The 20,973-nt window shown below is 60.8% G+C and carries 16 protein-coding genes; 4 read left to right on the forward strand and 12 right to left on the reverse strand.

Features of this window, described 5'->3' with window-relative positions; genetic code table 11:
* Positions 1-2 precede the first annotated feature (2 nt).
* Positions 3-3,068: an efflux RND transporter permease subunit gene (locus GQ39_RS00170; RefSeq protein WP_047526269.1), complete on the forward strand. Its 3,066-nt coding sequence runs from the start codon at positions 3-5 to the stop codon at positions 3,066-3,068.
* Positions 3,069-3,751: 683 nt separating this feature from the next.
* Here GQ39_RS00170 and GQ39_RS00175 read toward each other — a convergent pair.
* From GQ39_RS00175 to plsB, 3 genes are all read right to left on the reverse strand, one after another.
* A complete protein-coding gene (locus GQ39_RS00175) occupies positions 3,752-4,441 on the reverse strand; it encodes a DUF4197 domain-containing protein (RefSeq protein ID WP_047526271.1) in 690 nt (229 codons plus the stop codon).
* 25 nt (positions 4,442-4,466) lie between these two features.
* Positions 4,467-4,865 (reverse strand): YbaY family lipoprotein, encoded by a 399-nt coding sequence (locus tag GQ39_RS00180; RefSeq protein ID WP_047526273.1) that lies wholly within the window; start codon positions 4,863-4,865, stop codon positions 4,467-4,469.
* 226 nt (positions 4,866-5,091) lie between these two features.
* Entirely contained in the window at positions 5,092-7,584 is a 2,493-nt protein-coding gene (gene plsB / locus GQ39_RS00185; RefSeq protein WP_047526274.1) for a glycerol-3-phosphate 1-O-acyltransferase PlsB, read from the reverse strand.
* Between the two features lie 234 nt (positions 7,585-7,818).
* Between plsB and GQ39_RS00190 the strand changes: the two genes are divergently transcribed.
* Entirely contained in the window at positions 7,819-8,028 is a 210-nt protein-coding gene (locus GQ39_RS00190) for a cold shock domain-containing protein (protein WP_019647794.1), read from the forward strand.
* 144 nt (positions 8,029-8,172) lie between these two features.
* On the opposite strand, the gene GQ39_RS00195 is transcribed toward GQ39_RS00190, so the two are convergent.
* The 4 genes from GQ39_RS00195 to GQ39_RS00210 form a co-directional block, all read right to left on the reverse strand.
* Positions 8,173-8,550 carry a hypothetical protein gene (locus GQ39_RS00195; protein WP_047526277.1) on the reverse strand — a complete coding sequence of 126 codons (378 nt, stop codon included), beginning with the start codon at positions 8,548-8,550 and terminating at the stop codon, positions 8,173-8,175.
* An 84-nt stretch (positions 8,551-8,634) separates the two neighbouring features.
* Positions 8,635-9,444 carry a putative RNA methyltransferase gene (locus GQ39_RS00200; RefSeq protein WP_047526280.1) on the reverse strand — a complete coding sequence of 270 codons (810 nt, stop codon included), beginning with the start codon at positions 9,442-9,444 and terminating at the stop codon, positions 8,635-8,637.
* Positions 9,444-10,595 carry a succinyl-diaminopimelate desuccinylase gene (gene dapE, locus GQ39_RS00205; protein WP_047526281.1) on the reverse strand — a complete coding sequence of 384 codons (1,152 nt, stop codon included), beginning with the start codon at positions 10,593-10,595 and terminating at the stop codon, positions 9,444-9,446. Before dapE ends, GQ39_RS00200 begins: the two co-directional genes overlap by 1 nt.
* Before the next feature lie 223 nt (positions 10,596-10,818).
* Positions 10,819-13,410, reverse strand: coding sequence for a glycosyltransferase (locus tag GQ39_RS00210; protein WP_047526282.1), 2,592 nt, complete (start codon positions 13,408-13,410; stop codon positions 10,819-10,821).
* 224 nt (positions 13,411-13,634) lie between these two features.
* On the opposite strand from GQ39_RS00210, the gene tcdA reads away from it, so the two are divergent.
* Positions 13,635-14,447 (forward strand): tRNA cyclic N6-threonylcarbamoyladenosine(37) synthase TcdA, encoded by an 813-nt coding sequence (tcdA, locus tag GQ39_RS00215; RefSeq protein WP_161793914.1) that lies wholly within the window; start codon positions 13,635-13,637, stop codon positions 14,445-14,447.
* Positions 14,448-14,547: 100 nt separating this feature from the next.
* On the opposite strand, the gene GQ39_RS00220 is transcribed toward tcdA, so the two are convergent.
* The 4 genes from GQ39_RS00220 to GQ39_RS00235 form a co-directional block, all read right to left on the reverse strand.
* Entirely contained in the window at positions 14,548-14,952 is a 405-nt protein-coding gene (locus GQ39_RS00220; RefSeq protein WP_047526286.1) for a SufE family protein, read from the reverse strand.
* Positions 14,949-16,154: an aminotransferase class V-fold PLP-dependent enzyme gene (locus GQ39_RS00225; protein WP_047526287.1), complete on the reverse strand. Its 1,206-nt coding sequence runs from the start codon at positions 16,152-16,154 to the stop codon at positions 14,949-14,951. The genes GQ39_RS00220 and GQ39_RS00225 overlap by 4 nt, the downstream gene beginning before the upstream one ends.
* Positions 16,155-16,316: 162 nt before the next feature.
* Positions 16,317-17,351 (reverse strand): 2,3,4,5-tetrahydropyridine-2,6-dicarboxylate N-succinyltransferase, encoded by a 1,035-nt coding sequence (gene dapD, locus GQ39_RS00230; protein WP_047526289.1) that lies wholly within the window; start codon positions 17,349-17,351, stop codon positions 16,317-16,319.
* Positions 17,352-17,383: 32 nt separating this feature from the next.
* A complete protein-coding gene (locus GQ39_RS00235; protein ID WP_008057297.1) occupies positions 17,384-17,746 on the reverse strand; it encodes an ArsC family reductase in 363 nt (120 codons plus the stop codon).
* Between the two features lie 304 nt (positions 17,747-18,050).
* Between GQ39_RS00235 and GQ39_RS00240 the strand changes: the two genes are divergently transcribed.
* Positions 18,051-19,682, forward strand: a complete 1,632-nt coding sequence (locus tag GQ39_RS00240; RefSeq protein WP_047526293.1) for a Na+/H+ antiporter — start codon at positions 18,051-18,053, stop codon at positions 19,680-19,682.
* A gap of 39 nt (positions 19,683-19,721) precedes the next feature.
* Here the strand turns inward: GQ39_RS00240 and dapC are convergent, their stop codons facing one another.
* Entirely contained in the window at positions 19,722-20,921 is a 1,200-nt protein-coding gene (gene dapC / locus GQ39_RS00245) for a succinyldiaminopimelate transaminase (RefSeq protein WP_047526295.1), read from the reverse strand.
* Positions 20,922-20,973: the final 52 nt, after the last annotated feature.

Below are 20,973 nucleotides of genomic sequence, written 5' to 3' on the forward strand. Positions count from 1 at the left end.
CGATGGGCTTCAATCTTTCTGAATGGGCGTTGCGTAACCGCCAGATCGTACTGTTCCTGATGCTGTTGCTGGCAGTCGTTGGTGCTCTTTCCTACACCAAGCTGGGGCAAAGCGAAGACCCGCCGTTTACCTTCAAGGCCATGGTGATCCGTACCAACTGGCCGGGGGCAACGGCGCAGGAAGTCTCGCGCCAGGTGACCGAGCGCATCGAAAAGAAATTGATGGAAACCGGCGAGTACGAACGCATCGTGTCGTTCTCCCGGCCGGGTGAATCCCAGGTGACGTTCATCGCGCGTGATTCCATGCACTCGGTGGAAATCCCGGACCTCTGGTATCAGGTACGCAAGAAGGTCAGCGACATCCGCCACACTCTGCCACCGGGCATCCAGGGGCCCTTCTTCAACGATGAGTTCGGTACCACCTTCGGCAATATCTATGCACTGACCGGCGAGGGTTTCGACTACGCCGTGCTCAAGGATTACGCCGACCGTATTCAAATCCAGCTGCAGCGGGTCAAGGATGTGGGCAAGGTCGACCTGCTCGGGTTGCAGGACGAAAAAATCTGGATTGAGCTTTCCAACGTCAAACTCGCCACCCTTGGCTTGCCGTTGGCGGCGGTGCAACAGGCGCTTGAAGAACAGAACGCGGTATCCACCGCCGGATTCTTTGAAACCAGCAGCGAACGATTGCAGCTACGGGTGTCGGGGAATTTTCAGACAGTCGATGAGATAAAAAACTTTCCGATTCGCGTCGGTGATCGCACCTTCCGCATCTCCGATGTGGCTGACGTACGCCGTGGCTTCAACGATCCTCCCGCACCGCGCATGCGCTTCATGGCGCAGGATGCCCTTGGTCTGGCCGTGGCCATGAAGGATGGCGGCGACATTCTGGTGCTGGGCAAGGCCTTGGAAGTCGAGTTCGCCCGCATTCAGAAAAACCTCCCGGTTGGCATGCAACTGCGCAAGGTGTCCGACCAGCCTGCGGCAGTGAAAACCGGCGTCGGCGAGTTCGTCCAGGTGCTGGTGGAAGCGTTGGCGATTGTGCTGCTGGTGAGCTTTTTCTCCCTCGGTGTGCGCACGGGCATGGTGGTCGCCCTGGCGATCCCGTTGGTGTTGGCAATGACCTTCGCCTGCATGTATTACTTGGGCATCGGCCTGCACAAGATTTCCCTCGGCGCGCTGGTGCTGGCGCTGGGTTTGCTGGTGGACGACGCGATCATCGCCGTGGAAATGATGGCGATCAAAATGGAGCAGGGCTTCGATCGCATAAAAGCCGCCAGCTATGCCTGGACCAGTACCGCGTTCCCGATGCTGACCGGAACGCTGATCACCGCCGCCGGGTTCTTGCCGATAGCCACCGCGCAATCGGGCACGGGCGAATACACCCGCTCGATCTTCCAGGTGGTGACGATCGCACTGCTCGCCTCCTGGGTGGCTGCTGTGGTGTTCGTGCCTTATCTCGGGGAAAAACTCCTGCCGGACCTGGCGAAAATTCACGCGGCCAAACACGGCGCAGGCCAGCCCGACCCTTATGGCACACCGTTCTATCAGCGCGTCAGGCGTCTGGTGGAGTGGTGTGTGCGCTGGCGCAAAACCGTTATCGCTTTGACTGTGCTGTTGTTCATTGCCTCCATCGTGCTGTTCCGCTTTGTGCCTCAGCAGTTCTTTCCAGCCTCCGGCCGACTGGAGTTGATGGTCGACCTGAAACTGGCTGAAGGCGCTTCCCTGAGCAACACGGCCAAGGAGGTCAAACGCCTGGAGGCGCTGCTCAAAGACAAAGCCGGAATCGATAACTACGTGGCCTACATCGGCACCGGTTCGCCGCGTTTTTACCTGCCGCTGGATCAGCAACTTCCCGCGGCGAGCTTCGCCCAGTTCGTGGTCCTGGCCAAGACCATCGAAGAGCGTGAAGCGCTGCGCACCTGGCTGATCGAAACCCTCAACGAACAATTCCCGGCCCTGCGCTCGCGGGTCACGCGCCTGGAGAATGGCCCGCCGGTCGGTTATCCGGTGCAGTTCCGGGTGACGGGCGAGCACATCGAGGAGGTCCGCGCACTGGCCCGCAAGGTCGCGGCCAAGGTTCGCGAAAACCCGCACGTGGCCAACGTCCACCTGGACTGGGAAGAACCGAGCAAAGTCGTGTACCTGAACGTCGATCAGGACCGCGCGCGGGCACTGGGCGTGAGCACGGCGAACCTGTCGAAGTTCCTGCAAAGTTCGCTGACCGGCTCCAGCGTCAGCCAGTACCGTGAAGACAACGAGTTGATCGAAATCCTGCTGCGCGGCACCTTGCGTGAACGCAGCGAACTGTCGCTGCTGCCAAGCCTGGCGGTGCCGACCGATAACGGTCGTAGCGTGGCGCTGTCGCAGATCGCAACGTTGGAGTACGGCTTTGAGGAAGGCGTGATCTGGCACCGTAACCGCTTGCCCAACGTGACGGTTCGCGCCGACATTTATGGCAAGGAACAACCGGCGACCCTGGTGCAGCAGATCTTGCCGACCCTGGAACCGATCCGCGCCGAGTTGCCGGACGGGTATTTGCTGGATGTCGGGGGCACGGTGGAGGACTCGGCACGCGGGCAGAACTCGGTGAAGGCTGGCGTACCGTTGTTCATTGTGGTCGTACTGACGTTGCTGATGCTGCAACTGCGCAGTTTCTCCCGCACGGCGATGGTGTTTCTGACCGCGCCGTTGGGTCTGATCGGGGTGACCCTGTTCCTGATGGTGTTCCGTCAGCCGTTTGGTTTTGTCGCGATGCTCGGGACGATCGCGTTGTCAGGGATGATCATGCGTAACTCGGTGATTCTGGTGGATCAAATCGAGCAGGACATCGCTGCCGGTCTCAAGCCATGGCAGGCGATTATCGAGGCGACGGTGCGGCGGTTCCGGCCGATTGTATTGACCGCGCTGGCGGCGGTGCTGGCGATGATTCCGCTGTCACGAAGTGTGTTCTTCGGACCAATGGCGGTGGCGATCATGGGCGGGTTGATCGTGGCGACGGCGCTGACGTTACTGTTTTTGCCGGCGTTGTATGCGGCCTGGTTCCGGGTCAGGAAGGAGTCGGCTTGATCTTTGGGCTTGGCGGCCTTCGGGCCGACCAGGCTCTTGGTGGATTGAGTACATATCCGTTGCTGCGGTAGTGGCGGCTGGCGGTTTCGCCCTTACGGCGACTTACTTTTTTTCAAACCGGAAACGCCAAAAAAAAAGATAAGCAAAAAAAGGCTCGCCCCGAGCGTCCGGCCCCTCGCTGGGGCTCGGCGTTCCTTCGTTGCGGTATCCATCCGGGGACACTGCCCTCCGGTCTGCTTCGCGACGACCTACATGCAGCGTGTTCGACTGCGTCGAACGGCGCTGCGCGCCACTCCCCGGATGAACACCTCCACTCAGCCTCCCGAAGGGGCGGGTGGATCAAGATCAAAAGCTGCAGGCGAGCTAACGCTCGGCCTGATGAGTGGTGAAGAGCGGGTGGGTGTACGCCGCTGTGCTCTCTGTAGGAGCGAGCCTGCTCGCGATGAACGTCAGGGCAACGCGGGTATTCAGGAAGCCCGCGTCATCGTTGACGACCATCGTCGGAACGCCGCCCGGAGCAGGCTCGCTCCTACAGGGGCTCTGGTGAATGGAGTAGATCTTGCCGGTATCGTCGTTGCCGGTGTAGACCCCGGCCCTCCGCACTTCGATATAGTGCGGTGGCGGCCTGCCAGCCGACCAATTTCCCTTGGATGTACCTCCCCCCACAGCATTTTTGTTTCGGCTTAGAGCGTACCAAACACCTTCTTCGCCAGGCTGGTCGCCGCGGCTGCCGGGTTCTGGCGGATGGTTTCTTCCTGTTTGCCGATCATTTCGAACAGGCCGTTCAATGCCTGTTCGGTGACATAGCTTTCGATGTTGGCGTTCTTGGTGTCGATCACGCCCATGGTCGCGGCCTGGCCGGCGAACGAGTTGTACTGTTGGGCCAGGCCGACATGGTCGGTGGCTTGCTTGACGATAGGCAGGAACTTGGCGCGGATCTGTTCGCGGCTGGTTTTGTTCAGGTACTGGGTGGCCGAGTCGTTGCCGCCACTGAGAATGCCCTTGGCGTCTTCCACGGTCATTTTCTTTACTGCATCCACGAGGATCGGCTGGGCCTGGACCACGGCGGTTTCCGCCGCTTTGTTCATGCTGGCCTCCAGTTGATCGACCTGATCACCCATGCCGAACTGCTTCATTTTGCTGGCGACCTTGCCCAGTTTGCCTGGCAGTTCGATTTTCACGTCCGGGTTGTTACTGAAACCCCCTGGTGTGCCCAGTTGTTTCACGGCCAATTGCGCGCCTTGGGTCAGCGCATCCTTGAGGCCGCCGGTGGCGTCTTTTTGCGAGAGGTCGCTGAGGGACAGTGCCATGGCGTTGGCGCAGATCATCAAGCCAGCGCACAGGCCGGCGAAGCGGAGAGTGGGGCGGAGCATGGCAGCTTCCTTTCAAAAATGGGAGTTAGCGGACGGCGTTGACGCGGATTTTCAAAGGTTGTGGATCGCTGCCATCAAGCTGCACGGCATGATTTTCGGTGGTGATGAACAGTAACTTGCCATCGACTTCGATGCGCGCACTGACTGAATAGCGATGACCCGGTTTAACCTGCGCCGGATCGTAACTCAGATGAAAGGGGAGAGGCACCTGACCTTTGATTTGGCCTTTCTGTTCGTCGAGGACTGCAGCCGGCGCATCGGCCAGCGACACGTCCTGCAAGCTCACGCTCAAGGTGGCGTCAGGGGGCAGGGCGATGCGTTGCAAGTAGAAGACTTCACCGTCCAGGCTGGTCTTGGCGGCAGGTTGTATCGATTGGCAAGCTCCAAGCAGAGCCGTCAGCCCCAGAAGCGAAAGTTTTTTCATGAGTGGAATCCAATGTCGTTGACGCCCGAAGAAGCTCGGCGCCAGCGACAATTTAGCGGAAACTTCCGGCAATATCGCCCGGCAAGGTGTTACAGACATTTGATGGAGTGTCTGGCGTTGACGCTCAGGTGTACGGAGTATTGCTACGGTGGCTCACCGTTGAACGAGGTGGACCAGCGATTCAACAGGCGGTAGATGAGAAGCGTCCTTGCTTCTGCGATCTGGATCAGAGCGGCGTAGCCAACTCCTCCGCATCTTCACTGCGATGCAAGGCCACCTGACGAATCGACAAACGAATCTCCGCCGGCAACACCCGCTTGGCTGCGCCTTCGGCCAGTTCGCCGAGCAGTTCGTGATAGCCCAGCTTGCCGGCTGCGTCGCGTTTGAGCACGTCGAGGTCGAGCAGGGTCTGAATGAAGTGGCGGAACAGGCTCTTGTCGAAGAACTCCGGGGCGTTCAGGCCGTGGAGGATCGACAGGCGCTGGGCCATGACCGTGCACAGGTCTTCCAGTTCTTCGGCGCTGATACTGTTCTGGCCGCTGTTGAGCAGCAGGGACACGGTCATGTAGAAGCGCTGCAAGGTCTGGGCAATGCTCTTGGACAGCAGTGTCAGCAGCACGAAATGCCGCGAACTCGGTGCCGGACGCAAGTACACGTCGTTTTCGAAACGCAGCAGCCCTTGCTCGACGAACGCCTCGAGCCATTGATCGATCACCGCGTCCAGTTCGTCCAGCGACCAGCGAATGAACAGCTCCGCCTGCAGGTACGGGTACAGCGCGCGGGTGTAGCGCAGGATCTGTTCGCGACTCATGCGCGAGGCGCTCTGGAAGAAGCTTGCCAGCAGGGCCGGCAGCGCGAAGATGTGCAGCACGTTGTTGCGGTAATAGGTCATCAGGACAGCGTTCTGCTCGTCCAGATACAGGATCTTGCCCAAGGCATCGCTCTGCTCCGAGAGCAGATCCATGTCCTTTACATGCTCGATCAAGGCCCGGCCGTCGCCGTCCGGCAGCGTGGTGTGCGGGGAGTAAGGAACCTTGCGCAGCAGCGCCAGATACAGGTCGAGCACCCGTGCCATGGCGCGATCGTCCAGCGCCAGGCGGCTGGTGGACAGCAGCGCCAAAGCGACCAGGTTGACCGGATTGATCGCGGCGGCTTCGTTCAGATGTTGCGCAACTTTCTCGCCGAGGCGGTTGGTGGTTTCGTTGAGCCAGGCGGGTTTGAACTGAGGGCCGAGTTCCTGCTTGCGCCAGCCCGGCTGTTCGCTGTCGAGGAATTGCGCCAGTTTGATCGGTTCGCCGAAGTTCACCGCGACCTGACCGAAGCGCTGCTTGAGCGCGCCGATGACTTTGAAAATATCGAAGATCGATTCTTTCTTCTTGCTCGCGCCGCGCAATTCTCCGAGGTAGGTCCGGCCTTCCAGTACACGTTCGTAGCCGATGTACACCGGTATGAACACGATGGGCATGCGCGACGAACGCAGGAAGCTGCGCAAGGTGATCGCGAGCATTCCGGTTTTCGGTTGCAGCATGCGACCGGTGCGTGAGCGCCCGCCTTCGACGAAGTACTCCACCGGGAAACCCTTGGTGAACAGGGTGTGCAGGTATTCGTTGAACACCGAGGTGTAGAGCGGGTTGCCTTTGAAGGTACGGCGCATGAAAAACGCGCCGCCACGTCGCAGCAGGCCGCCGATGACCGGCATGTTGAGGTTGATCCCGGCGGCGATGTGCGGCGGGGTCAGGCCGTTGCGAAACAGCAGATAGGAGAGCAGCAGGTAGTCGATGTGGCTGCGGTGGCACGGCACATAGATCACTTCGTGGCCCTGGGCGACTTTTTGCACACCTTCGATGTGATTGACCTTGATGCCGTCGTAGATCTTGTTCCAGAACCAGCTCAGTACCACTTCCAGGAAGCGGATCGCGGTGTAGGTGTAGTCCGAGGCGATTTCGTTGCCATAACGCAGGGCCTGGGCCTTGGCTTTTTCCAGGGAGATGTTTTCGCGCTCGGCCTCTTCGATGATCGCCTGTTTGACCAGGGGTTGGTTGAGCAAGCCTTTGACCAGATTCCGGCGGTGGGAAATGTCCGGGCCGATCACGGCGGCTTTCAAGTTGCGGAAGTGCACCCGCAGGATGCGCTGGGCCATGCGTACCGTGCGCTCGTGACCCTTGTTATGGTCGATCAGTTCGCGCAGGTGGATCGGTGCGGAGAACTGCACGCGGGTCTTGCGCCCCAGCACGATGATGCTGAGCAAGCGACGCAGGCGCCCGGTGACGGCCCAACTGTCGGCGAACAAGAGTTTCCACGGACTGGATTCGCTGTCCGGCGACTGGCCCCAGAACACGCTGACCGGAATGATTTGTGCGTCTTCGGCCGCATTCTGGCTCAGGGCGCTGACCAGGCGAGTCAAGGTGGGTGGCGCGCCGCGCTTGTCCTGGCGGCCGAGCCAGTCGGGGTCCGGTGTCAGGTAGAAGAACGCAGCGGGTTCCAGCAGGTTGCCCACCGAGACTGGCAGTACCGGGCGCGGCAGGCCGGCCTTGGTGCATTCGGTGTCGACCACGGCGAGGTCGGTCAGCGAAGGATTTTGCAGCACGTAGAACACCGGGCGACTGCGGTCCAGGTCAAGGGTGAACGACGACTGGTTGATCGTCTCCGAGCGAACCCAGAGGTACAACAGTCGGCGCAGGGTGCCAAACACAAGACGGCGGAACGGGGAACGGGTCATACGGCTTCTGCGTGAGTGAATAAAAACCAAGCAAATGCTCGGGCGGTCGATAGTGTGCCGTATTCGCTGAAAATCGGCAAAAAAGCGGCTAAGTAAAGTGAGTTGAGAGTTTTTACGGCTGTCATATACTCGGCGAGCCCGCGCTGGCCAGACAATGGCACGACCAGTGCTAGCAATGTTCCCGAGGCTTTCCTGCGAAAAGCCCGATCCATAATAAAAAAGGAGTATGAACAGATGGCAACACGTGAAACCGGCAACGTGAAGTGGTTCAACGACGCCAAGGGCTACGGTTTTATCCAGCGCGCGGACGGGGTGGACGTATTCGTGCACTACCGGGCCATTCGTGGCGAAGGGCATCGTTCGCTGACCGAAGGCCAGCAGGTTGAATACGCGGTGGTGGAAGGGCAGAAGGGGTTGCAGGCTGAGGATGTGGTGGGGTTGTAACCCCAACTTCAGCTCATCTCAAAACCACCGTAGGAGCGAGCTTGCTCGCGAAGATCTCAAGGACGCCGCGCTTTCTGGAAATGGCGCGTTATCGTTGACGACCATCGCGAGCAAGCTCGCTCCTACAGGTGCGGTGTTCAGGCTTTAAGCGGTCTTCCAGGTGATCTCTTCTTCACCGTCGGCGCTGATGCGAATCCAGCGATCGGCCGTCTCCTCGCCTTCCTCCTCGACCCAGCTCCCCGGTGCGCAACGCACTTCAACGTTCAGCGCGGCAAATGCGGCGCGTGCGCAGGCAATGTCGTCTTCCCATGGGGTCTGGTCGCTTTCCAGGTACAGGCTGTTCCATTTTCCTACGGCTTTCGGCAACCAGGTCACCGGCACATTGCCGGCCTTGCACTTGTAGGTCTGGCCTTTTTGAACCCAGTCGCTGCACGGGCCTAATGCCGCGCCGAGCCAGGCGGAGATGGCCTTGTGGTCGACGTCGGCGTCTTTCAGGTAAATCTCGATATCGGGTTGGCGCATGGATGTCCTCACTGCGTGTCTGAAAAATCCATTCGCGGATTTAGCCGGCCTTGAGCCGTTGCCCAAGACCAAAAATGTTTGAAGTTATTGAAGAACGAAATAATCGTAGCGCATTGACACGGTGACCTCGAACGGCTCGGCCTGTTCGATGACCGCGGCCCGACGTTCAGCGCTGGCGCGCCAACCATGGGGCGTCATGGCCAGCAGGTTCGCGCGGTCCTGGCCGCTGGTTAGCGTCAGCCGGAACTCCAGGGTTTCACTGTGCGCCAGCGCCATGCCTTCAGGCACCAGGTCCAGATGTTTGTCGTCAATGTATTCGCGGACTTCGTCATACAGCCGCTCACGCAATTCCATCAGGTGTCCGCTGGTCGGTCCGACTTTCATCAGTCCACCACCAGGGCTGAGCAGGCGTTTGGCCTCCTGCCAGTCCAGCGGGCTGAAGACACTGGCCAGAAACTGGCAACTGCCGGAGGCCAAGGGTACGCGGGCCATGCTGGCGATCAACCAGGTCAGCTGCGGATTGCGTTTGCAGGCGCGTTTGACCGCTTCCCGGGAAATGTCCAGCGCGTAACCGTCGGCGTCCGGCAAGGCATCGGCGATTTGCGCGGTGTAGTAACCCTCGCCACAACCGATGTCCAGCCAGCGCTGCGGCGCATAACTGGCCGCCAGCTCCGCCAGGCGCCTGGCCACGGGCGCGTAGTGGCCAGCGTTCAGAAAGTCGCGGCGGGCTTCAACCATTGCCTGGTTATCCCCAGGATCGCGGCTGTTCTTGTGCTGCACCGGCAGCAGGTTCAAGTAACCCTGGCGTGCGCGGTCAAAACGATGCCCGGCGGGGCAGGCCACGCCGTTGTCCACCGCGTTGAGCGGTTCGCTGCAAATCGGGCAGGCCAGCATCAGGCGAGCAACTTGATCAGGGTCTGGTAATAGATTTCGGTCAGCACGTCGAGATCAGCCGCCAGCACCCGCTCGTTGACCTGGTGGATGGTCGCGTTGACCGGCCCCAGCTCAACCACTTGCGTGCCCATGGTGGCGATGAAGCGCCCGTCGGAGGTGCCGCCGCTGGTGGACGCCTTGGTCTCGCGACCGGTGATGTCCTTGATGCTGGACGAAACGGCGTCGAGCAGCGCGCCCGGTTCGGTGAGGAATGGCAAGCCGGACAGCGCCCAGTCGATGTGCCAGTCCAGGCCATGTTTGTCGAGGATGTCGGCAACGCGCTTCTGCAGGCCTTCGACGGTGGATTCGGTGGAGAAGCGGAAGTTGAACACCGCGACCAGATCGCCCGGGATGACGTTGGTCGCACCGGTGCCGGAGTTGACGTTGGAAATCTGGAAACTGGTCGGCGGGAAGAAGTCGTTGCCGTGGTCCCAGTGCTCGGCGGCCAGTTCGGCCAGGGCCGGGGCAGCGAGGTGGATCGGGTTCTTCGCCAGATGCGGATAGGCGACGTGGCCCTGCAGGCCGCGGACGGTCAGCTTGGCGCCGAGGGAGCCACGACGGCCGTTCTTGACCACGTCACCGACCAGGGTGGTGCTCGACGGCTCGCCGACGATGCACCAGTCCAGACGCTCCTTGCGCGCCGCCAGGCGCTCGACCACGGCTTTGGTGCCGTGGTGCGCCGGGCCTTCTTCGTCGCTGGTGATCAGGAACGCGACCTTGCCCTTGTGATCCGGGTAGTCGGCGACAAAGCGTTCGGCGGCTACGGTCATGGCGGCGAGGCTGCCCTTCATGTCCGCCGCGCCACGGCCGCAGAGCATGCCGTGTTCGTCGATCACTGCGTTGAACGGTTCGATCTGCCAGGCGGTCACCGGGCCGGTCGGTACGACGTCGGTGTGACCGGCGAAGCACAGTACGGGACCGTCGTGTTGACCGTGGGTGGCCCAGAAGTTATCCACATCCTCGATGCGCATCGGCTCGAGCGCAAAACCGGAATCGCCCAGGCGCTGCATCATCTGCTTCTGGCAATCGGCGTCGACCGGCGTCACGGATGGACGGCGGATCAGGTCGATGGCGAGTTGAAGGGTCGGCGAAAGGTCGGCGTGGGCCGTCATGTGAAAACTCCGGATTCTGTAAATGTGTAGGAGCGAGCTTGCTCGCGATGGACGATAACGGTAACGCGTGCGATCTGAATGACCGCGTTGCCCTTGCGTTTCTCGCGAGCAGGCTCGCTCCTACAGGTATTGGGTCTGGCCCTTCAGCCAAGCCCTGCAAAATGGCGGTTATCTTAAAGCAAAACGGCGACCATAGGCCGCCGTTTAGTGCATCCGCGAAGATTTAGACCGCAGGTGCCGTTGCCGTCTCGGCCACGGGTTTGGGCAGTGACGACAGGAACGCCATGATCAGCGCCGCCAGGTAGGGCAGCGATTGCACCAGCAACATGGTGACCCAGAAGCGCATGTCATTGCTCGGCATGCCGTTGACCAGGAAGATCCCCAGCGCCGCGCCCCATAGCAAGAGCATGATGAACACCTCTTCGCGAGCCTCCGAAATCGCCACCCAGAAACCGTGGTTATCGGCATTCTTCGGGGTGCGGAAGAACGGAATGCTGCTGGTGAAGAAGCCGTACAGCACCGCTTTGGCGATGGTGTGCGACAACGCCAGCCCGGCCAGGGCCGCGCAGAACGCGTCTTTCAGGTTCACGCCCACCGCGCGGCGGTAGAGGAAGATGATCTTGCCAACCTTGAACACGAACAGTGCCAGAGGCGGGATTGCGAAGATCAGCAGTGGCGGATCGACCCGTTGCGGCACGATGATCATCGCCGCCGACCACAGCAGTGCACCGACGGTGAAGAAGATGTTCATGCCGTCCGCCACCCACGGCAACCAGCCCGCGAGGAAGTGGTAACGCTGGCCACGGGTCAGTTCGGTGTCCTTGCCGCGCAGCAGGCTGGCGGTGTGGCGCTTAATGATCTGAATGGCACCGTAGGCCCAGCGGAACCGCTGTTTCTTGAAGTCGATAAAGGTATCGGGCATCAGGCCCTTGCCGTAACTGTCGTGGTAGTACGCCGCCGACAAACCTTTTTCGAACACCCGCAGACCCAGCTCGGCGTCCTCACAGATGCACCAGTCGGCCCAGCCCAGTTCTTCGAGCACCGAGCGACGGGTCATGGTCATGGTGCCGTGCTGGATGATCGCATCACGGTCGTTGCGGGTGACCATACCGATGTGGAAGAAGCCTTTGTATTCCGCGTAGCAGAGCTTCTTGAAGGTGCTTTCGTTCTGGTCGCGATAGTCCTGCGGCGATTGCACCACGGCGATTTTCGGATCGGCGAAGTGCGGCACCATGTGCTTTAGCCAGTTCGGGTGCACGCAGTAGTCGGAGTCGATGACCGCGATGACTTCGGCGTCCTTGGCGGTATGCGGAATCAGGTAATTCAGCGCGCCGCCCTTGAAACCGGCCAATGGCGCGACATGGAAGAACTTGAAGCGCGGGCCGAGGGTTTCGCAGTAGTCGCGCACCGGTTCCCAGACCGCCGGGTCCTTGGTGTTGTTGTCGATGATCAGGACTTCGAAGTCCGGATAATCGAGGTTGGCCAGGGCATCGAGGGTCTGTTTGACCATCTCGGGCGGCTCGTTGTAGCACGGCACGTGAATCGACACTTTGGGGCGGTAGTTCGAATCACCGACCACCGGCAGGAATTCCCGGCGGCGCTTGTGAATCCACACCGCCTCGGCCAGTTCATGGGCCTCGGTGAGCAGCACGATGAACACCCCGAGCGCACCGAGGGCAAGCAGGAAGCCCACCGTCAGGCTGAACCAGGTGCTGTATTGCTGGCTGTAGTCATAACCGATCCACACCAGCACCGAACCGCAGAGGAACGCGATGAACGTCAGGAAGGTACGGCCGCGTTGGCGCAGGGCCGAGCCGTCGATCATCAGCAGGGTCAGCGACAGCAGTGCCAGCACCACCGAGCCGATGGCCAGTACGCGCCATTGCGGAATGGCGACGACCGGGCCTTCGAAGTTGAATTTCTGCTGGCGCGCGGCGTTGAACACGCCCCAATACGCTCCCACCGAACCTTCGTCGCTGGCCTTCCAAGGCTGGTCAAAGGCCTCGATCACGAAGTAGTTAAAGCCTTGGCGGTTGAGTTTGTTGACCAGGTTACGCAAGTAGATCGCCTGGTCTGCCGGCGACGCGTCGGCGCCGCCGCGCATGCGGCCGTTGCTCGGCCAGCCCACTTCAGACAGCAGCAGCGGCTTTTTCGGGAACAGCTTTTTCAGGTCGCGGGCGCGGTCCAGAACGAATTGCTGGGCCTTGTCCACCGGGATAAATTCCCAATAAGGAAGAACGTGGGCGGCGATCAGGTCGACGTGCTTGGCCAGTTCGGGGTGTTCTTCCCAGACGTGCCACTGCTCGGACGTGGTGACCGGCACCTTCACGGCGGCGCGAACGCGGTCCAGCATTACGCTGAGTTCCTGTGCGGTAATTTCCTTACGGAAAATCGCCTCGTTGCCTACAACCACGCGTACGACGCTGCGCGAGGTGTTGGCCAGTTCGATAGCCCGGGCGATTTCTCGCTCGTTGCGCTCCTGGTCCGGGCTGATCCAGATCCCCAGGGTCACCCGCAGGCCGAATTCTTCCGCGAGCTTGGGGATGTCCTCCAGCGTGCCGTCGACCGAGTAAATACGGATGTTGTCCGTCAGCTTGCTCATGATCTCCAGATCACGCCGCATTTGGTCGTCAGTGGGGTACTGGTCCTTCTGTGGGAATTGGCCCTGCTGGAACGGCGAATAGGAGAAGCCTGAAATCTGTTCAGGCCAGTTGGGAGCGGTGACCGGGCGATTGATCAGCGCCCAGAAGCCGGTAAACAAGGCAGCGATGGCGAGCACCACCACCAGATTGAGTCCAAATTTACGCGATGACATAGCTATTTCGGGTTCCAAAGGCTGTGGAACGAAGGAACGGTTGGCTACCGCCAAGGGGCGCGCATCCTACACCGGCAGATCGCTGAACGTACATCGGACAGGGAAATGCCCGACATTGGGCAATGTGCTTTCACATAAGTTCTTACACTTGTAGCTTGAAAGTTAAATCTTATTAGAAGGCCGGACACCCTCTATAATGCGCGCCGGTTTTTGGGGTAATGGTCATGAGTACAGAAGATCCGCGGTTTGCTGGTATTGCCCGTTTGTATGGCATCGAAGGCCTTGAGCGCCTGCGCGCGGCCCATGTGGCGATCGTCGGCGTCGGTGGCGTAGGTTCCTGGGCGGCGGAAGCCATGGCGCGCTGCGGCGTGGGCGAGATTTCGCTGTTTGACCTGGATGACGTCTGCGTCAGCAATGCCAACCGTCAGTTGCATGCGCTGGACAGCACCGTCGGCAAGCCCAAGGTCGAAGTGATGGCCGAGCGCCTGCGCGGGATCAACCCGGACTGCACCGTGCACGCGGTGGCGGATTTCGTGACCCGCGAGACCATGGCCGAGTACATCACGCCGAACATCGACTGCGTGATCGACTGCATCGACAGCGTCAATGCGAAGGCGGCGCTGATCGCCTGGTGCAAGCGCCGCAAGATCCAGATCATCACCACCGGCGGCGCGGGCGGGCAGATTGATCCGACACTGATCCAGGTCTGCGACCTCAACCGCACCTTCAATGACCCATTGGCTTCGAAAGTGCGCTCGACCCTGCGTCGCGACTATGGCTTCTCGCGCACCGTGACCCGCCATTACAGCGTCCCCTGCGTTTTTTCCACCGAGCAGCTGCGCTACCCGAAACCGGACGGCAGCATCTGCCTGCAGAAGAGTTTTGTCGGCGACGGCGTGAAGCTCGACTGTGCCGGCGGGTTTGGCGCGGTGATGATGGTGACGGCGACGTTCGGCATGGTCGCGGCGACCAAGGCTGTGGACAAGATTGTGGCGGGCGTGCGGCGGCCGGCGGATCGGGTCAAACCTGAGGTTTGATGGTTGTTGCTGATGGCCTCATCGCGAGCAGGCTCGCTCCCACATTGGATAGGCGTCGAATACAAATCCCCGGTGGGAGCGAGCCAGCTCGCGATGGCTATTAACCTGCCAAGTCACGCATGCGCTGTAAAACTGCATTCAAGCCATTGCTGCGCGAGGGGGAAAGCTGGCGACTCAAGCCCAACTGATTGAACCAGTCCGGCAAGTCCACCTGTTGCAATTCAACCGCCGACAAGCCGTTGACCCGTGCCAGCAGCAGCGCCACCAATCCGCGAATCAACCGCGCATCGCTGTTGGCACTGAACTGCCAATGGCCGTCGCGCAACTCGCCCACCAGCCATACCTGGCTTTCACAGCCGTGCACGCGGTTGGCGTCGACTTTATCCTCATCGCTCAACGCTGGCAGGCGTTCGCCCCATTGCATCAACAGGCGTGCCCGTTGTTCCCAGCCGGGCGCATTCTGAAAGGCGTGCAGGGCGGTCACGGCATCGACGGGCAAACTCATCGCAGCAACTCCAGTGCCTGGTCCAGTGCTTCAAAGAACCGCTCCAGATCTTCGGAATCGTTATACAGCGCCAGCGACACCCGAATCGCTCCGGCCAGTTGAAGGCTTTTCAGCAACGGCATGGCGCAATGATGACCGGCGCGAACGGCGATGCCTTGCTCGGTCAGCAAATGGGCCAGATCGGAGTTATGCACACCCTGGACGGTGAAACTGGCCAATGCCACTTGCGGCTTGCCCAGCAGGTGAATGCCGTTGCGCGCCTCAAGGCCTTTGAGCAGATAGTCATGCAGTGCCGCTTCATGGGCGGATACGGCGTCCTGATCGAGCCCGGCGAGATAATCCAGGGTCGCGCCCAGGCCGATCACACTGGCAATCGGCGGTGTGCCCGCCTCGAATCCCAGCGGTGCAGGGCGAAAGCGTGCGTCGTGGTAGTTGGCGTCCAACACCATCTCGCCGCCGAACTGCCAGGGCTGAAGCTGTTGCAGGGCTTCATTGCGCCCGAACAGCACGCCCAGGCCATCAGGGCCATAGAGCTTGTGGCTGGAAAACACATAGAAGTCGCAACCCAGTGCCTGGACGTCATGTCGACCATGGACCACGCCTTGGGCACCGTCGATCACGGTCAGGGCGTTGTGCGCCTTGGCCATCGCCAAGAGTGCGGGCAATGGTTGCCAGGCGCCGAGCACGTTGGACAACTGGCTGACCGCCATCAGGCGAGTGCGCGGGCCGATCAATTGCGCCGCGGCTTCGAGGTCGATCAGGCCGTCTCCGTTCAGCGGCAGGATCACCAGTTTCAATGCGCGACGCTTGGCCAGTTGCTGCCATGGCAGCAGGTTGGCGTGATGCTCCAGGGCGCTGATGACCATTTCATCGCCCGGATTGAATAGGTGTTCCAGGCCATAGGCCAGGAGATTCAGCGCAGACGTCGCGCCGTGGGTGAAGATAATTTGCCCGCGGTCCCCGGCATTGAGCCACTGGGCGACTTTGCTGCGGCTGTCCTCGAAGGCCTGGGTGGCGTGGGCGCCCGGCAGGTGTTGCGCCCGATGCACGTTGGCCGCGCCGTTGGCGTAGTAATGCGTGAGGGCATCGAGCAGGGCTTGAGGTTTTTGCGTGGTGGCGGCGCTGTCCAGATAGGTCTGGTCTTGCCGTTGCAGCGCGGCGATGGCCGGAAAGTCGGCGCGCCAGGGAGAGGGAATCATCATGCTTTTGAGCCCTGGTGAACTTGGGCGGGTGTACGCCAGACTCCTGTAGGAGCGAGCCTGCTCGCGATGATCGCGTGGACGACACGGGCTATCTGATGCCCCGCGTTATCGTTGACGTCCATCGCGAGCAGGCTCGCTCCTACAGGTGAACTTGTATGACGCTTAGTTGTGAGCGTGCAGCGCTTCGTTCAGTTCGATCGCCGATTTGTGGGTTTTGCACTCCACGGCACCGGTTTCCGAATTGCGGCGGAACAGCAGGTCAGGCTGACCCGCCAGTTCACGGGCCTTGACCACTTTGACCAGCTGGTTTTTCTCGTCCAGCAGCGCCACTTTGGTGCCAGCGGTCACGTACAGGCCCGATTCAACGGTGTTGCGGTCGCCCAACGGGATGCCGATACCGGCGTTGGCGCCGATCAGGCAGCCTTCGCCCACCTTGATCACGATGTTGCCGCCGCCGGACAGGGTGCCCATGGTCGAGCAACCGCCGCCCAGGTCAGAGCCTTTGCCGACGAATACACCAGCCGATACACGGCCTTCGATCATGCCCGGACCTTCGGTGCCGGCGTTGAAGTTGACGAAACCTTCGTGCATGACGGTGGTGCCTTCGCCAACGTAAGCGCCCAGGCGCAGACGTGCCGCGTCAGCGATACGCACGCCGGCCGGTACGACGTAGTCAGTCATTTTCGGGAACTTGTCCACCGAGAACACTTCCAGCAACTCGCCGCGCAGGCGGGCTTCGAGTTGATGCTCGGCCAGTTCGGCCAGGTCGATCGCACCCTGGCTGGTCCACGCCACGTTTGGCAGCAGCGGGAACACACCGGCCAGGTTCAGGCCATGGGGCTTGACCAGGCGATGGGACAGCAGGTGCAGCTTGAGGTAAGCCTCAGGCGTGGAAGTCAGTTGGGCGTCTTCGGCCAGGATGGTCGCAACCAGCGGCTTGTGGCTCTCGGCCAGACGGGTCAGCAGGGCGGCCTGGGCAGCGTCGACGCCTTTGACCGCTTCAGCCAGTTGCGAAGCCTGTGCGGTGGTGAAGGCGATGGCCTGGTTGCCTTCGGTGTAGCCCAGAACCGGGGCGATGGCAGCGATCAGTTCGGCGGACGGATTAAGCAATGGCTGCGCGTAAAACACTTCCAGCCATGCGCCTTGACGGTTTTGAGTGCCGACACCAAAGGCCAGGCTGAACGGGGTAGTGGACATGTTGATACCTCTAGCAAATTGGAACGGGCTGCCTACTTGAGTGCTGCCGCGTAGATATCTGGCTTGAAGCCAATCAGGGTTCGGTCACCGAGATCGAGCACCGGGCGCTTGATCATCGAAGGTTGTGCGAGCATCAGCTCGATGGCTTTCGACTGGTCGAGATCGGCTTTGCGTTCGTCGTCGAGCTTGCGAAAGGTCGTGCCTGCACGGTTCAACACCACTTCCCAGCCGTGCTCGTTGCACCATTGGGTCAGGTGTTCACGGTCGATACCGACCGCCTTGTAATCATGGAAGTCATAGCTGACAGCGTGTTCATCAAGCCAGGTGCGCGCCTTTTTCATGGTGTCGCAGGCTTTGATGCCGAAAAGGTGCAACGTTTTACTTGAAACGGTCAAGGAATCGCCCCCTTTACAGGTGCCGGAAATAAAAGGTTCGGGATTATGCCATGACCGGACGGTTTCGCGTCGGCTGTGGTCGGGTTTGTCTTTATCACCTGCATGAAACCCTGTAGGAGCGAGCCCGCTCGCGATGAACTCGAGAACACCACGGGGTGTCAGTTTGGTAGCGCCATTGTTGGCGACCCTCGCGAGCGAGCTCGTTCCTGCAGGACCGCGTGCGACATTGGTGCAAAGGTCAGTGCACAGTCTAAGCGGCTAATATGGCACTTCAATGCTGTCGTTTGTCCGGGAACCCTGCGTTATGCAAACCGCCTACACCGTCTTGATCATGCTGATGTTGGTCGGCGTTTCACGCCTGATCGGACGGGTGATCCCGTTGCCGTTGCCATTGGTGCAGATTGGCGCCGGTGCCTTGCTTGCCTGGCCGACACTCGGGCTGCACGTCACCCTTGATCCTGAGCTGTTTCTGTTTCTGTTCCTGCCACCGCTGTTGTTTTCCGATGGCTGGCGCATGCCCAAGCGTGAGTTCTGGCGCTTGCGTGGGCCGATTTTGACGCTGGCGGTGGGCCTGGTGTTGTTCACGGTAGTCGGTGCGGGGTATTTCATTCATTGGTTGTTGCCGAGCATTCCGCTGGCCGTGGCGTTTGCACTGGCGGCGGTGCTATCGCCGACCGATGCCGTGGCGGTATCGGCGATCTCCCAGAACCGCTTGCCGACGCCATTGATGCACATGCTGCAGGGCGAGGCGCTGATGAACGATGCGTCGGGTCTGGTGACCTTCAAGTTTGCCTTGGTGGCCGCCGTGACAGGCGTGTTCTCGCTGGCCAATGCCAGTGTCACTTTCGTGCTGGTGGCAATTGGAGGCCTGGCCACGGGCGTGGCATTGAGCTGGCTGGTGGGCCGCTTGCGCTCATGGATGGTCGCCCGCGGTTGGGATGATCCGGCCACGCATGTGGTTTTCATGTTGCTGTTGCCGTTTGCCGCCTACGTGCTGGCCGAGCGGGTGGGGGTGTCGGGCATTCTGTCGGCGGTGGCGGCGGGGATGATGCAGAGCTGGCTTGACCTGCTTCCGCGCCAGACCAATACCCGCTTGCTCAATCGCAGCGTCTGGTCCTTGCTGGAGTTTGCCTTCAACGGCTTGATCTTCCTGCTGTTGGGTCTGCAGTTACCGGACATCATCAAAGCCGTGGCCAGCCACGAAACATCACTATGGCCAACGTTGCTTTACCGTTGTCTGGATGTCCTGGCGATTTTCCTGGTGCTGCTGGTGTTGCGGTTTGTCTGGGTGCAGAGCATCTGGCGCCTGTCCATTTTGCTGCGGCGCTGGCGTGGCGCGGATCAGATCACCCGGGTGCCCAGCGCGCGTTCCTGTTGGTTGCTGACGGTCGGTGGCGTTCGCGGCGCGGTGACATTGGCGGGTGTGCTGTCGGTGCCGATGCTCATGGGCCGCAGCGAGTTCCCTGAGCGTGACCTGCTGATCTTCATCGCGGCCGGGGTCATTCTGTTGTCGCTGATCGCGGCCTGCATTGCCTTGCCGTTGCTGCTGCGCGGGATCGAAAAAAGCCCTGACGACAAGCGTAGAAATGAAGTGCGCGATGCCTGGCGCAAAACCGCCGAGGCGGCTATTCATGCGCTCGAAGTCGAAGAGGTCAACCCTCATGACGCCGCTGAATCCGCCTTATCGGCAGAGCTCAAGGCGCGGATCATGTCCGAATATCGGCATCAACTGGAGGTATACAACGATTCGGCTGAAGCCCAGGCGCTGGCGTTTCAGATGGATTTGCTGGAGCGGCGTCTGCGCTTGAAGGCGCTGCGGGCGCAACGCCTGGAGTTGTATAGCCTCAGCCGTCATCACCAGATTGGTGATGACGTCTTGCGTGAGGTGTTGAGTGAGCTGGACCTGAGTGAAGCGAAACTCGGACAGGTCAAGTAACCCTTGTAGGAGCAAGTTCGCCCCTACAGAGGACGCGTGCTATTTACGACGCTGGACGAAGTCACGGATACGTTCCGCGGCTTCGACGCATTCGGCCAGTGGTGCGACCAGTGCCATGCGCACACGGCCTGCGCCCGGGTTGACGCCATCGACATCCCGCGACAGGTAAGAACCCGGCACCACGGTCACGTGCTCCTGTTCGAACAGGTCGCGGCAGAAGGCAGCGTCGTCACCGGCTACATTCGGCCACAGGTAAAAACCGCCATCCGGGCGCTGCACGTCCATGACCGGGCTGAGGATTTCCAGCACTGCGTCATACTTCTCGCGGTACAGGGCACGGTTGGCGCGCACGTGCACTTCGTCGTTCCACGCAGCGACGCTGGCCAGTTGGGTTTGCACTGGCATCGCGCAGCCGTGGTAGGTGCGATACAGCAGGAAGCCTTTGAGGATGTCCGCATCACCGGCGACAAAACCCGAACGCAGGCCTGGCAGGTTCGAGCGCTTGGACAGGCTGTGGAATACCACGCAACGCTTGAAGTCCTTGCGGCCCAGTTCCACGCAGGCACTGAGCAGGCCGGCCGGCGGGGTTTGTTCGTCGAAGTACAGTTCGCTGTAGCACTCGTCGGCAGCGATCACGAAGTCGTATTCATCGGCCAGGGCGATCAGTTTTTTCAGGGTGTCGACCGGGATCAGCGCGCCGGTCGGGTTGCCTGGCGAGCACAGGAACAGGATCTGGCAGCGTTTCCAGATGTCCGGTGAAACGGCATCGAAGTCCGGGTTGAAACCGTTTTCATCCAGGCATGGCAGGTAATGCGGCTTGGCACCGGCGAGGAACGCTGCGCCTTCGTAGATCTGATAAAACGGGTTCGGGCTGACCACCAGCGCATCGTCGCCACGGTTGACCACGGTCTGGGTGAAGGCGAACAGCGCTTCACGGGTGCCATTGACCGGCAGCACGTTGCGCGCCGGGTCGAGCCAACCGTTCGGGACGTTGAAGCGACGTTCGCACCATGCCGCAATGGCTTCGCGCAGGGCCGGGATGCCGAGAGTGGTCGGGTACACGGCCATCTGATCCAGATTGCTTGCCAGCGCTTCGGCGACAAAGCTTGGCGAGCGGTGTTTCGGCTCGCCGATGGACAGCGCGATAGCGCGCTTTTCCGGGTTTGGCGTGACGCTGCCGAGCAGGGCGCGGAGCTTTTCGAAAGGGTAGGGCTGGAGCTGGGTCAGAGCGTTGTTCATCGGTAGATCTCGTTCGGTGTGGCGGCTGGCCGACCCTTTGCAGGCGCTGGCT

This window comes from Pseudomonas sp. 11/12A, from assembly GCF_000800055.1.
GTDB lineage: Bacteria > Pseudomonadota > Gammaproteobacteria > Pseudomonadales > Pseudomonadaceae > Aquipseudomonas > Aquipseudomonas mohnii.

Bases quoted from the DNA above. Each gene is read 5' to 3' on its own strand.
- GQ39_RS00240 (WP_047526293.1), top strand. From the start codon at position 18,051: ATGCAAACCGCCTACACCGTCTTGATCATGCTGATGTTGGTCGGCGTT.
- GQ39_RS00190 (WP_019647794.1), top strand. From the start codon at position 7,819: ATGGCAACACGTGAAACCGGCAACGTGAAGTGGTTCAACGACGCCAAG.
- GQ39_RS00225 (WP_047526287.1), bottom strand. From the start codon at position 16,154: ATGATGATTCCCTCTCCCTGGCGCGCCGACTTTCCGGCCATCGCCGCG.
- GQ39_RS00195 (WP_047526277.1), bottom strand. From the start codon at position 8,550: ATGCGCCAACCCGATATCGAGATTTACCTGAAAGACGCCGACGTCGAC.
- dapC (WP_047526295.1), bottom strand. From the start codon at position 20,921: ATGAACAACGCTCTGACCCAGCTCCAGCCCTACCCTTTCGAAAAGCTC.
- GQ39_RS00200 (WP_047526280.1), bottom strand. From the start codon at position 9,444: ATGCTGGCCTGCCCGATTTGCAGCGAACCGCTCAACGCGGTGGACAAC.
- GQ39_RS00170 (WP_047526269.1), top strand. From the start codon at position 3: ATGGGCTTCAATCTTTCTGAATGGGCGTTGCGTAACCGCCAGATCGTA.
- dapE (WP_047526281.1), bottom strand. From the start codon at position 10,595: ATGACGGCCCACGCCGACCTTTCGCCGACCCTTCAACTCGCCATCGAC.
- GQ39_RS00180 (WP_047526273.1), bottom strand. From the start codon at position 4,865: ATGAAAAAACTTTCGCTTCTGGGGCTGACGGCTCTGCTTGGAGCTTGC.
- GQ39_RS00175 (WP_047526271.1), bottom strand. From the start codon at position 4,441: ATGCTCCGCCCCACTCTCCGCTTCGCCGGCCTGTGCGCTGGCTTGATG.
- plsB (WP_047526274.1), bottom strand. From the start codon at position 7,584: ATGACCCGTTCCCCGTTCCGCCGTCTTGTGTTTGGCACCCTGCGCCGA.
- GQ39_RS00220 (WP_047526286.1), bottom strand. From the start codon at position 14,952: ATGAGTTTGCCCGTCGATGCCGTGACCGCCCTGCACGCCTTTCAGAAT.
- GQ39_RS00210 (WP_047526282.1), bottom strand. From the start codon at position 13,410: ATGTCATCGCGTAAATTTGGACTCAATCTGGTGGTGGTGCTCGCCATC.
- dapD (WP_047526289.1), bottom strand. From the start codon at position 17,351: ATGTCCACTACCCCGTTCAGCCTGGCCTTTGGTGTCGGCACTCAAAAC.
- tcdA (WP_161793914.1), top strand. From the start codon at position 13,635: ATGAGTACAGAAGATCCGCGGTTTGCTGGTATTGCCCGTTTGTATGGC.